The sequence below is a fragment of the Sinobaca sp. H24 genome (genome assembly GCF_023845525.1).
Genome location: NZ_JALBWT010000030.1, coordinates 51,464 through 63,634, shown reverse-complemented (window position 1 = coordinate 63,634; position 12,171 = coordinate 51,464). Strand labels below are relative to the sequence as shown.

Annotated in this window: 12 protein-coding genes and 1 pseudogene; 5 read left to right on the top strand and 8 right to left on the bottom strand. The window is 46.7% G+C overall.

Going from position 1 to position 12,171, the window contains the following annotated elements; translation table 11 throughout:
- From MMY81_RS25545 to MMY81_RS25515, 7 genes and pseudogenes are all read right to left on the bottom strand, one after another.
- Positions 1–734: amidohydrolase family protein (locus MMY81_RS25545; RefSeq protein ID WP_252315033.1), on the bottom strand; the 734-nt coding region annotated here is incomplete at its 3' end.
- Positions 724–1,799, bottom strand: a pseudogene (locus MMY81_RS25540) (ABC transporter ATP-binding protein). The gene MMY81_RS25545 and the pseudogene MMY81_RS25540, both read right to left, overlap by 11 nt.
- Before the next feature lie 16 nt (positions 1,800–1,815).
- The gene (locus MMY81_RS25535) at positions 1,816–2,598 is read right to left on the bottom strand and encodes an ABC transporter permease (protein WP_374561831.1); all 783 of its coding nucleotides are present in this window, start codon (positions 2,596–2,598) and stop codon (positions 1,816–1,818) included.
- Entirely contained in the window at positions 2,591–3,424 is an 834-nt protein-coding gene (locus tag MMY81_RS25530; protein WP_252313273.1) for an ABC transporter permease, read from the bottom strand. The genes MMY81_RS25535 and MMY81_RS25530 overlap by 8 nt, the downstream gene beginning before the upstream one ends.
- Complete coding sequence (locus tag MMY81_RS25525; protein WP_252313274.1) at positions 3,421–4,389, bottom strand: nucleoside hydrolase; 969 nt, start codon at positions 4,387–4,389, stop codon at positions 3,421–3,423. The genes MMY81_RS25530 and MMY81_RS25525 overlap by 4 nt, the downstream gene beginning before the upstream one ends.
- Before the next feature lie 27 nt (positions 4,390–4,416).
- Complete coding sequence (locus MMY81_RS25520) at positions 4,417–5,472, bottom strand: ABC transporter substrate-binding protein (protein ID WP_252313275.1); 1,056 nt, start codon at positions 5,470–5,472, stop codon at positions 4,417–4,419.
- Between the two features lie 241 nt (positions 5,473–5,713).
- Complete coding sequence (locus MMY81_RS25515; RefSeq protein WP_308215319.1) at positions 5,714–6,064, bottom strand: DUF2294 domain-containing protein; 351 nt, start codon at positions 6,062–6,064, stop codon at positions 5,714–5,716.
- Between the two features lie 243 nt (positions 6,065–6,307).
- Here MMY81_RS25515 and MMY81_RS25510 point away from each other — a divergent pair, with 243 nt between their 5' ends.
- On the top strand, positions 6,308–6,763 hold the full coding sequence (locus tag MMY81_RS25510; RefSeq protein ID WP_252315032.1) for a hypothetical protein: 456 nt from the start codon (positions 6,308–6,310) through the stop codon (positions 6,761–6,763).
- Here MMY81_RS25510 and MMY81_RS25505 read toward each other — a convergent pair.
- On the bottom strand, positions 6,760–7,692 hold the full coding sequence (locus tag MMY81_RS25505) for an AraC family transcriptional regulator (RefSeq protein WP_252315031.1): 933 nt from the start codon (positions 7,690–7,692) through the stop codon (positions 6,760–6,762). The two genes, MMY81_RS25510 and MMY81_RS25505, sit on opposite strands and share 4 nt — an antisense overlap.
- A gap of 135 nt (positions 7,693–7,827) precedes the next feature.
- Between MMY81_RS25505 and MMY81_RS25500 the strand changes: the two genes are divergently transcribed.
- The 4 genes from MMY81_RS25500 to MMY81_RS25485 all read left to right on the top strand — a co-directional run bounded on the left by MMY81_RS25500 (position 7,828) and on the right by MMY81_RS25485 (position 12,160).
- On the top strand, positions 7,828–9,675 hold the full coding sequence (locus tag MMY81_RS25500) for a sigma-54-dependent Fis family transcriptional regulator (protein WP_252315030.1): 1,848 nt from the start codon (positions 7,828–7,830) through the stop codon (positions 9,673–9,675).
- A gap of 174 nt (positions 9,676–9,849) precedes the next feature.
- Positions 9,850–10,416: a DJ-1/PfpI family protein gene (locus MMY81_RS25495; protein ID WP_252315029.1), complete on the top strand. Its 567-nt coding sequence runs from the start codon at positions 9,850–9,852 to the stop codon at positions 10,414–10,416.
- A gap of 18 nt (positions 10,417–10,434) precedes the next feature.
- Positions 10,435–11,466 carry an amidohydrolase family protein gene (locus tag MMY81_RS25490; protein ID WP_252315028.1) on the top strand — a complete coding sequence of 344 codons (1,032 nt, stop codon included), beginning with the start codon at positions 10,435–10,437 and terminating at the stop codon, positions 11,464–11,466.
- Positions 11,459–12,160: an iron-sulfur cluster assembly protein gene (locus MMY81_RS25485; protein WP_252315027.1), complete on the top strand. Its 702-nt coding sequence runs from the start codon at positions 11,459–11,461 to the stop codon at positions 12,158–12,160. The genes MMY81_RS25490 and MMY81_RS25485 overlap by 8 nt, the downstream gene beginning before the upstream one ends.
- Positions 12,161–12,171: the final 11 nt, after the last annotated feature.

The window sequence follows — 12,171 nt, the reverse complement described above, 5'->3', positions numbered from 1 at the left end:
TAGTCCATCACCGGTGCCGACATTGATTTTTCCTGAATCTCTACAAACATACCCGCTTTAATACGCTCTTCCAGCCCTTCCGCTGTCTGGTGGGTATGGTCGGAGTTCACGCCGGCATACAGCATCCGCTGCAGATCCAGATCCATCAGCCGGGGGACGTGCCCTTCGATAATCATCGCAGGGTGATGGCGGCGCAGGTAATCGAGCAGCTCCAGCGTCCGTCCGTTTTTCTGCTGGACGATATCGTTGTAATTCATAATTTCTCCCATGCAGGCCACAGACTCCGACTGAATTAAGGTTTCTACGTCCTCGATCGTGATAGAGCCTCCTGTCGTTTCCCAGTCGGTTGCCGGAACGGAGCTTGGGATGGCATAAAACATATCCACTGCGCAGTCCCGGCTGACGTTGATCATCTGCTGCACCCCTTCCAGGCCGAACACATTGGCCATTTCATGCGGCTCGGGAACAATGGTAGTTATTCCGCGCTCCAATAAAGCTTCGGAAAAAACAGCAGGGGAGACCATTGAGCTTTCAATATGCAGATGAATATCGATCAGGCCTGGGATCATCCATTTGCCTTCTGCATGAACCACTGAGTCTGCCTGGAATTCGGCTGGGCCCCGATCGCCGATGTAGAAAAAACGGCCATCGAGCAGCGCCGCGTTCTTCACCTCAAAGCGCTTGATATAGCTGTTGAAAACGCGGGCCCCGAGAATAAGCGTATCAACCTGCATAAGACGGAACCTCCGATTCTTCCACGAGCACCCATTTATGGGGCGGCATATCCAGTATCACTGAATCTCCGCTCTGAAAGGGAACGGTCATTTCCTGGTTGGCTGTGAAGCTTCCATGCGCGGTTTCTACCTCATACTGATAGCTCCGGCCAAGAAAAATAGCAGTCTTGATCTTCCCGCTCAGCTGATTTTCTATAACATGAGGACCGGCTGGTTTAATGCGGATATCGTCCGGCCGGATGACCCCGGTCATGCTGCCCATGTCTTTTTCATGGGAGACGGCAAAAGTATTGTCCCCTTTGTAAAAAATCGGAGTCTGTCCATTTTCACTGCGCCGGTCAAAGCGGAGAAAATTTTTAAAACCGATAAACGAAGCCACAAAAGAAGTACGTGGGCGGTGATAAATTGCCGCAGGGTGATCAAGCTGTTCAATCACGCCTTTGTTCATAATCGCGACCCGGTCGGAAATGGAAAAGCATTCTTCCTGATCATGGGATACATAAATGGCAGCAATTCCCGATTCCTGCTGGATGCGGCGGATTTCCGAGCGCATACTGACCCGCAGGTTTGCATCGAGGTTGCTGAGCGGTTCGTCAAACAAAAGCAGATCCGGATTGATGACGAGCGCCCGTGCAATCGCTACGCGCTGCTTCTGGCCGCCGGAAAGTTCTTTGGGAAAGCGGTTTTCAAAGTGCTGCAGGCCGACAAGCTCAAGCATTTCCATCACCTTTGTGTGAGTGTCTTTTTTGGACACTTTCCGCTGGCGCAGGCCGAATGCAATATTATCGAAGATAGACATATGGGGAAAGAGGGCATAGTTCTGAAATACAAAGCCAAAGTTGCGCTTGTTTACCGGAACGGTAGTGTAATCTTTCCCGCCAACCTGGATACTTCCCTGATGGGACTGCAGAAATCCAGCTCAAGACGGAGTGTGGTCGTTTTACCGCAGCCGCTCGGGCCGAGAAGGGAAACGAGTTCTCCTTCCGGAATATCAAGGTTGAAGTTCTCCAGTATATTTGTTTTTTGATAGGCCACGGCTACGTTTTGCAGGGAAACATGTGACATAGTAAGGAAGCCTCCATTATTTTTTAGTGAAATAGGATATACCGACAAGACGCTCAATGACAAACATCAGCACAGCCGTTAATGCCATTAAGAGAACAGACAGCGCTGCAATCGTCGGATCGAAATAGTTCTCCACATAGGTAAGCATTTGAATAGGGAGTGTGCTTACGCCGGGTCCTGTCATAAAGACAGAAATATCTACATTATTAAAGGACTCGAGAAAAGCAATCAGTACCCCTGCGATAATGCCGGATTTAATATTCGGCAGAACGATGCGGAAGAATGCGCCGACGCGGCTCGCACCAAGACTGACCGCTGCTTCTTCAATCGAGAAGTCGAAGTTGTCGAGGTTGGAGGAGATGACCCGTACGATAAAAGGAAGCATGATGATCGTATGGCCGATAAAAAGCGCCGTATAAACAGGAATCTGAAAGGTTACGATAATGTAGCGCAGAAGCGCAAAGCCGAGTACGATACCTGGAATCAGTACCGGAGAAATAAAGAGTGTCTGCAGAAATGCTTTTCCTTTAAATTGAAACCGGCTCATAGCATAGGCTGCCGGCAGTCCGACAAGGAGTGCCAGCATATTGCCGGCAAAAGAAACAAGAATTGATGTCTGAAAAGCCGTTATAAACATGCTGCCCTGAAAAATATTGGCATACCATTTAAGCGCCCAGTTTTCAGGAGGAAACTGAAGCACACCGGCCTCACCGAACGAAGAGACAAGCATAATCACGAGCGGACCGAGTAGAAAGGTAAATACGAGTAATGTAACAAAGCCGAGCCATCGATTAGCCACGAATATTCCCTCCCCGTACAGCGACTTTGCCGGCCAGCCAGTTCATGATGCCAATCACGACAAAGGAAAGCACAATCATAATGGTGGCCACAACCGAAGCCAGCTGCCAGTCATTTAATGTCACTGCATTCTGATATAAAAAGGTCGAAATGACGCTCTCCCGGCCTCCGAGCAGAGCCGGTGTTGTATAAGCCGTGAAGCTTCCTACGAATACGAGAATACTTCCGGTCATCAGGCCGGGCACACTCAGCGGAAGCAGGATGTGCCAAAAGGTAGTAGAGGCCGAAGCGCCAAGGCTTTTAGCTGCCTCCACGACGTCATCACCGATATTTTCCATCACGCCGACGAGCGTAATAATACTTAATGGCAGAAACAGGTGAACCAGTCCGATAAGAATAGCTGTCGGGGTATAAAGAATCGATATCGACGTGTCGCTTCCAAACAGAGCCATTGTATTATCGATAATGCCGCCTTTCCCGAGAATAACCATCCAGCTGAAAGACCGGACGACCGGGCTTGTCAGCAGTGGAAATATCGACAGCAGGAGCAGCATCATTTTCATGCGCGGGCGGCATTTGGATATGTAGTAGGCCGCAGGAAACGCCAGAATAATGCAGATCAGTGTAGTCAGCAGGCTCGTCCGAAGCGTCACCCATAGAATATTTAAAAAGTAAGGATCCTGCAGGTACTGCATGTAGCCGGCAAGCGTAAAGGATCCGGCATCAAAAAAGGTGGAAAGAATCGTTCCGGCAATCGGTATGATCATAAATAACGTAAGGACAAGAAGACCGGGAAGAAGAAAAAGGTATTTACCATACTGCTTCATGATGGATTCTCCTTCCGCTCAGGCAGACGGGCGACAGCTCTTTCAAACAGGCTGAAAAACAGCGGCAGATCGACGCCCAGGGCGATATAAGCGTTAGGACTTTTCCGCAGGCGGTTTTTTTCATCCACAACGAGGCTTCCGTCTGAGATGCTGCTGCGGCATTCAATATCCGTATAATAAGGAACGGTCTGCAGTAGTTCCGGAGTAATAGCCGCCGCAACCGCGAGCGGATCATGCAGCGCACAGGCCCGTACACCGTTTACGGTAAAATAACGTTCCCGATACTGTGTTGTTATCCGCTCGATCCAATTTCCCCAGAAGGGGCGGCTCTGTTTGAGCGACTGCAGCCTGTCTTCGTTAAGCAGGGCCTGCTTAGTTACATCGAGCCCGACCTGGGTTAACCGGGAAATACCGCTGTGCAGGACTACTTTCACAGCCTCCGGGTCCACATACGTGTTGAATTCTGCAGCCGGGGTAATATTTCCCGGACCATGCACCACGCCGCCCATGAATATGACCTCATGGATGAGAGCGGCTGTAGCGGGATCCCGCTGCAGAGCCAGGGCAAGGTTGGTTAAAGGACCGGTAAAAATAAGCGTTAGTTCGTGCGGGTAAGCGTGCAGCATCTCAATCAGGCGCTCGGGTGCATAGCCTGCGTCCGGCTTTTGGGCCAGGTATCGTTCTTCTGACATGCCGCTTATGCCGTCTTTTCCGTGAACCGCATGCTCATAGAGCGGAGCTCTTACGAGCGGACGGGCAGCGCCTTTGTATACCGGAATGTCCGGACGCTCCACGGTCTCAAGCACCTGCAGCGTATTGGCTGCGGCCTGATCGAGTGATACATTTCCGTGTGTGACCGATACTGCTTTAATATCAAATGCAGGGGAGCCACAGGCGAGAAGCAGCCCAAGGGCATCATCAACCCCTGTGTCGACATCCAGCCAGACTTTTTTTGCGGACATCATGGTGCCTCCTTTGTATCAATAAGTGAATTACTGCTGGGTTAGTTCACGGTTCCAGCGGTCGATCCATTCTTCTGAGCGTTCATTGATCATTTCGGTATCCAACAGAATAAGGTTCTCAACCGTATCTGCTCCGTACGTGATGCCTTCTGCTTCCTCGTCGGTCAGATCAAGAGTGGTATTAACCGGAGAATCAACCTTTGCTGCAGCCGCTGTTTCCTGAACTTCCGCGCTCAGCTGCCAGTTAATAAATTCTTCGGCAAGCTCCTGATTCTCGCTTCCTTCGATAACATTCACTGTATTGACGATAGCGTAGGCGCCTTCTTCAGGTGTAACAAATTCGGTGGATGGCACGGCTTCTTTCAAGTCGGCTACGTACATCTCCATAATGGGACCGGCAGCAATTTCTCCCTGTGTAAACATGTTCACGTAGGCGGAGGTCTGGCTGTATTCATTGGCGACGTTCGGGTTCAGCTCTTTCATCTGGGCAAAAGCCGCATCTTCATCAAACGATTCGCTGCCGCTGACGACCGAAGCGGCGTCGAGTACCATTGGACCGGCGGTAGCTGTAATGCTCGGCAGGCCGATGCTGCTCTCGAGTTCAGGATTCCAGAGGTCTGCCCAGGACGTGATATCCACATCTGTTTCTTCCGGATTGTAGGCAATACCCAGCTGGCTCACAGTGTAGGCAGGTCCGTAATTCTCGCCGGTCGGTGCCTGGGCCATTTCATAAATATCTTCTATATTCGGGATGTTGTCCCGGTTGATTTCAGCAAAAAGTTCATCATTGATACCCTGCTGCGCATAATAATCAGACAGATAAATCAAGTCGACGCTGGAATTGCCCTGGCGGATTTTATTCAAGCGTTCTGAGTTGTTTCCTGTTTCGAGTACAATTTCTACATTATGTTCTTCTTCGAACGGGGCATACACTTCTTCACGAAAGAAATCTTCAGCAAATCCCCACGTGGATATTACCAGTTCCGTCGGCTCTTCTCCGCCGGCAGCGTCATCGGATGAACCGCAGGCAGCGAGAGGAAGCATCAGCAGGGACAAAGGAACAAGACATTTCATAGACATTTTCATTAAAAAAACCTCCAGATAGTGTAGTTGAAGCCCACCGGTGATGATGGATAAAAAAAGAAAAAAAAAAAAAGGCGGCATTATAGAGGAAATATCTATAAAGCCACCTTTATTTTGTAAACAAAGTAAAGAGAAACTCATTATTTCTGTATGCAGTTGTAAGGGTAATACGTTTGATTCCTAAGATCCGCAGCGTTGGATGCCTATTTTAGAACTTGTCCAAAATCAGCTGTCCTGCCGCAGATTAACGCAGCTTAATGTTGGTGAAGGCTGTCTGGGTGGGGCCGTCATAATCACGAAACAAGGATTCAATCTCCCAGTGAAAGTCCTCCTCCAATCGTTGTTTCATTCGCTGCTTGTACAGCTGCGAAAGGCGGAAATCCACCTGCTGCTTTAATTCAGGAGCAGCTTCTTCCAGCGCATTGGATCGTGGAGCTTTCTTATGTCGGGCCTGCATCGTGATAAGCGATTCTGATTCCAGAAAAGAGACCTTTAACAGCGTTGTTCCAACACCAAACAAATCAATGGAAATGTCATTGTAGAGATGGGCCAGCAGCTTTTTTGTTTCCGTCTGATTTTCTATAATATCCATCATCACCTATAAGTATTCGCTTCCTAGTAATTGATTATAGCGAAATCCCAGAGGAGGTGCAAGAGGTAATGTTCGGTAATAAGAAGATAAAACGCAGTAAATACTGATTTAGAAAGATTTATTAGTCAAAAAAGCAAACAATATGATAGGAAACCTGACAGTATATCTGCTTTTACGAAGACGGAAAAGAACAAGGATGCCTCATGCACAAACAGGGAATAGCAAAGGTAAAAGGAGGATGTCTCTATGAAAGACCGCATATCCCATGAGGGAATGGACGAGATTCTGAAAAAGCTGGAAGACGATTATATAAAAGCAGTCAAAGAGAACGAAAGCAGGAGCGTGGAAGAGTTTGTGGAGCATTTTCTGTATGATTCGTGGACGTATAACGATGAGAATATCCAGGATATCAAAACCGTCTTAAGCCGCTACAGCACGGGGGAAGTGTATTCCACCACCTTTATTGGTGCCTTTAATGAGATGGTTGATCATCTCCGGGCAAAGCTGCAGGAACTGGACACAGAACAGGCGTATCCTGCGCTGCATAACCAGCACGGCGCTTCGTTTCTGGTCGCTTTTGTAGATGGCATGGTGATCCAGTATTTCATCGGGGTGTATACAGTGGAGCAGCTAAGGGAAATGACGCCCTACTTAAAACAGGTGATGCTGCAGGCGCTGCGGACAGAAGCGGGCGGACATTAACAAATTATATATAACGAAAAAAAGACAAGCGCGGGGCTTGTCTTTTTGTATTCGTTACCGGTTTTTTCTAACGGAATCCAGATTTCACTTTTAAACGTGTCGGAATCAAAGTTTTCATTTTCATTCCAGAGTATTTCCGGACCTTCAGCCTGCTCGTACACAGAGGATGGGAACCATTCCGAATAAATACGGCCCCACGTTTCCTGCAAGGTCTTCGGAAAGGGTCCGCTCACTTCAAACACGGCCCAGGTCAGGGGAGGAACGGAAAGCGTATCGTAAGAGCCGTCCGGCTTTTCTGAGACGGCGGCCCCGATATAATGGTCCAGTCCGCCTTCCTCCCGCATGCGGCCTTCCGAGAAGTTCGTTGAAGCCTGAATAAGTCCTTTTGGATCGGTGCTGCTCATAGCCTGGAGTTCCTGGATTTTTTCTTTCGTAAGGGATTTCCACATTTCGGTGATTTCCGGATTTTCTCCTTCAAACACAATAGAAACCCGTTTATGGATTCCTGCAATATAAAATCCTTGTTTTTCTTCCATTCGATAGTTCATTGATTCTCCTCCTTTAATAGAAAGCTGAAAGGTCATCGGCGGATAGGCCTTCAGCTGCTGGCTGTTCTGTCTGGCTTCGGACGGTGCAATACCGTGCAGCTGCTGGAACGCTCTGGTAAACGCATCGGGAGAGTGGTATCCGTACTTTACAGCGGCATCCACGATGCGGATCTCATTCTGATTCAGCTCAAACGCAGCCAGCGTTAACCGGCGCCGCCGGACATACTCTGAGATAGAAACACCTGCCAGAAAAGAAAACATGCGTTTAAAATGAAATTCAGAACAAAGCGCCTCTCTGGCAGCATCGGCATAATCGATCTCGCCGTCCAGATTTTCTTCTATATACGTAAGCGCCTTGTTTAAATCATTCAGCTGATTCATCCCTTTCACCTCCTTGTTCATCTAGAATAACAGCCATGGAGACCGGGAGTCCGCTTATCGGTGTTGTCTTTTGCAGGATGGGTGGATATTTTTTCCTTTATTTAATAGAATATGAAAAAAGGAGGACTGTTATTTATGCGTTCAGAAATTGCAGAATCCTGGAAGCGTTGCGAACAATATGGCATCGAAAAGTCAAACGGCCATGCAAGTCAGCAGGTGAACTCATTACATTTCGAAGAATTGAGACAATCGCATAGAGAGCTGTTGGATGTTGCTTCTCCTGTCGTCAATGATCTGCATGAAATCGTAGGAGGGACCGGCTTTCTTACGATTCTGACTAGTGAAAATGGAGTGATTTTAGAAGTGCTCAATGATACAAGTACGAAATGGTTTACGGAAACGTACCAACTTCGGCAGGGACGTATATGGCGAGAAGAAATAATTGGCACAAGTGCGATAAGCCTTGTTGTCCATACTGCTGAGCCCCATCAGGTCGTAGGAGAAGAACATTACTGGAAGCTGCTTCATAATATGACCTGCTCTGCTTCGCCAATTACAACCAGCGAAGGGCTGATCATTGGTATTTTAAATGTGTCAGGGCCTGTACAGGAAGTACATGGGCACACCCTTGGAATGGTGCTGGCAGCGGCTAAAGCTATTGAAAGGCAGATAGAACTCAATCATACAACGCTGGAAATAAGCAAAACCAATCAAACGTTAAATGCTCTTTTGAATGTAGTGGAAGATGGGGTGTTATTAATCGATCAGGCTAAGAGAGTGGTAGAAGCCAATGAAGCTGCTCGTACTATTCTTCAGTCTAAGGACAAGATATTGGGCCGGTCCGTCTTTGAACTGCTGGAGCATCCCAAACTACGTGAAGCGGCAGCGCAGTCCATTTCTTTGAAAAATGAAGTGATGACAGCTAAATCAACAAATCGTTCCTGTATTGTACAGGTAAAGCCAACGAACATCGCCAACGACAATTCCCCGCTGGTTGTCACATTTCGGGAGGTCCGACATATCAGGCAGCTGGCCAAAACTCTTCAGCCGCCGGAAGCTTATATTTCCATGAATGAACTTCGCGGCACGAGCAGGGGAATCGAAATAACGAAAGAAAAAGTGAAAAAAATTGCTGCTTCCGACGCTACTACCTTAATTATAGGGGAAACAGGAACGGGAAAAGAAATTGTTGCTCAAAGCATCCATAATATGAGTGATCGTCAGGGCGGCCCCTTTATTGTGATTAACTGTGCCGCACTGCCGCGTACTCTACTGGAAAGTGAACTGTTCGGCTATGAATCGGGAACATTCACAGGGGGAAGCAAAGAAGGAAAGCCGGGGAAATTTGAAATTGCCAACGGCGGTACGATCTTTTTAGATGAAATTGGGGAAATGACTCTGGATATGCAGGTGATTCTCCTAAGGGTGCTGCAGGAACAGCGTGTGACCCGCCTTGGTGGAAACCGCTCGGATCCCGTTGACATCCGGGTGATTTCTGCTACTAATAAGCCGCTCAAGCAGGCAATAGCGTCCGGGGAATTTCGGGAGGACTTGTACTACAGGCTGAATTTATTAAGAGTGGAAATACCACCGCTTCGGGACAGAAAAGAAGATATTCCGGAACTCGTGCAGTGGTTTATGCATAAACATTCGAAAGGCATTGAAGAAGAAAAAACATTCAGCCGGGAGGCTATGGAATTTCTAAATAATCATTCCTGGCCGGGGAATATCCGTGAGTTGGAAAATATTATAAAACGCAGTCTGATTATGAGCGTAGAAAACAATATTTCAAAAATAGAACTGTTGGATATTATAGGAGAAGACCTGGAGGATAATGAAAAAATAGAAAGTGTAGATGATTATCAAAGAGAAGCATTTTGGAAAGCATTTCATCAGGCAGATGGCAATCTGAGTAAAACAGCAGACATTTTAGGGAAAAGTAGAGCCACGATATACAGGTGGCATAAAAAATATTCTAACTAAAATGTCTTATAATGAGATGTTGATGTAAAAAAATGAGAAAGAAATGACTCGAAAATAAGAAAAATATCCCGACATAAGGTTATTTTATTTTGGCACGGGTCTTGCATTATAAAAAGAATAATAACGCTTCCAATATTTTTGTAAGCGTTATCAAAAATAATGGGAGGGATTGTAATGTCGAAGAAAGTACTCATTGTCACTGGAGATGCTGTCGAAGCCTTGGAAGTATTTTATCCCTATTATCGTTGTTTGGAAGAAGGAATAGAAGCAGAGATTGCGGCACCGAAACAAAAGAAATTAAATACCGTTATTCATGATTTTGAAGACTGGGATACGTATACGGAAAAACGTGGCTACGGAATTGAGTCTCATTTGGCTTTTGAAGACGTGAAGGTGGAGAAATATGATGCGTTAATTATACCGGGAGGCCGGGCGCCGGAGCATATTCGGATGCATGAGCCGCTTCTGAAAATTGTCACACATTTTTTTGAAACGGATAAACCCATTGCAATCATGTGTCATGGAAGCCTTTTGCTGACGCCGATTGCCGACGTTGTCAAAGGCAGAAAGATGACCGCTTATCATGCATGCAAACCGGAAGTGGAAAGTATGGGAGCAGAGTATATAAATGAAATGGATTATGTAGACAAGAATCTCATATCAGGACACGCCTGGCCCGATCTGCCGGCGATCATGAGAGAGTTTATGAAACAGGTAAAGCAGGCCCCCGTCACATCCTAAATTTATGGAGGGATTATTATGTATCGTACCAAAAAAGGAGAAGAAATATTTGTTATTGATGCGCATATTGCATTGTGGGATGCCAGCGACCAGAATCAGCGAAACGAGCACGGCAGAGAGTTTATCGACTGTTTCTATGACTACCATCGCAATCTGACGCCTCCAGAATATCATTGGAACCGGGAGGACTTTTTGAAATACAGTGATAAAACACTCGTTAATGACGTATTCAACCGGGGCTATGCGGATATGGCTATTTTTCAGCCGGTCCCGTTAACCGATTTTTACAAGGAACCGTTTGGCAGCCTCGAAAAGAATGATAAGCTGGCCCAACAATATCCGGGACGCTTTATTGGCAACGGCAGTTTTGACCCTCGGGATAAAGAGAAAGGGCTGGAAGTACTTGAAGAAGAAGCCAAAAAATATAATCTGAAAGGTGTAAAGCTATATACAGCCGAATGGCGGGGAGATTCAAAAGGATATAAACTGTCAGATCCGTGGGCAGTTAAATATTTAAAAAAGTGTGAAGAATTGAATATTAAAAATATTCATGTCCATAAAGGGCCTACGGTAACACCGCTTAACCGAGACGCCTTTGATGTAGCAGATATTGACGAAGCCGCCAGCACGTTTCCAAACTTGAATTTTATCGTCGAGCACGTAGGACTGCCAAGATTGGAAGACTACTGCTGGATCGCAACTCAGGAGAAAAATGTATACGGGGGATTGGCTGTAGCGATGCCGTTTGTTTTTGCGAGACCGAGATATTTTGCCCAAATTATCAGCGAGCTGTTGTTCTGGACCGATGAGAACCGGATTCTATTTGGAAGCGATTATGCTATCTGGGAGCCGGGCTGGCTGATTGAAAAATTTATGGATTTTGAACTGCCGCAGGATATCGTGGATGAAACAGGGGCGGTGCTGGATCTGAATGTGAAAAGAAAAATACTCGGGGAAAATGCAGCACGGCTGTATGATATCGATATTTCAAAACAAAAAGAAATTATTCAAAAAAGCCCGACTGCTTCAAGAGGTGAGCCGATTGCTTAAAATCAATGAAGTATATACGTGTCTGGATAATGTATATGACCCGGAACTGGATCAATCACTTGCATCACTCGGTTTTGTGGAAAATGTTGATGTAAAAGAGCAGATAGTGAAAGTTGATTTTAGGCTGCCGACCTACTGGTGTTCTCCGAATTTCGCTTATATTATGGCAGAAGATATTATCAAGGAAATAAAAACACTTTCCTGGGTGAAAAACGTGAAGGTAGAACTGGTTGACCATTCGGAGGCAGACAAAGTAAGCCTTGGTGCTACAACAGGCCTTTCTTTTGATGAAATGTTCCCGGATATGTCAGATGGGAGCGGGCTTCAGGAAGTGCGTGATATATTCAAGCGCAAAGCTTTTTATGCCAGACAGGACCGATTGATCCGCTATCTGCTGAAAAACGGCTGGACCAAAGAGTCGATTCTGTCTATGGATCACGACGTGTTAAACGCATTAGCCGAAGACGATAAGCAGACACGGGAACTGGCAGAACGCTATGTGGATATCCGCCACTATTTTCAGCTTGGCCCTGAGAATCGAGTGATGACTACTCATGAGGGCAAGGTCATAGACAGGCAGCAAATGGACTCTTACCTGCTGCACACCCGAAAAGATCGAATGACGATGGAGTTCAACAGTCACTACTGCCAGGGGCTTCTCCAGACGAGATATGATTCAAAGCGCTTAGCATAATACTATTCCGG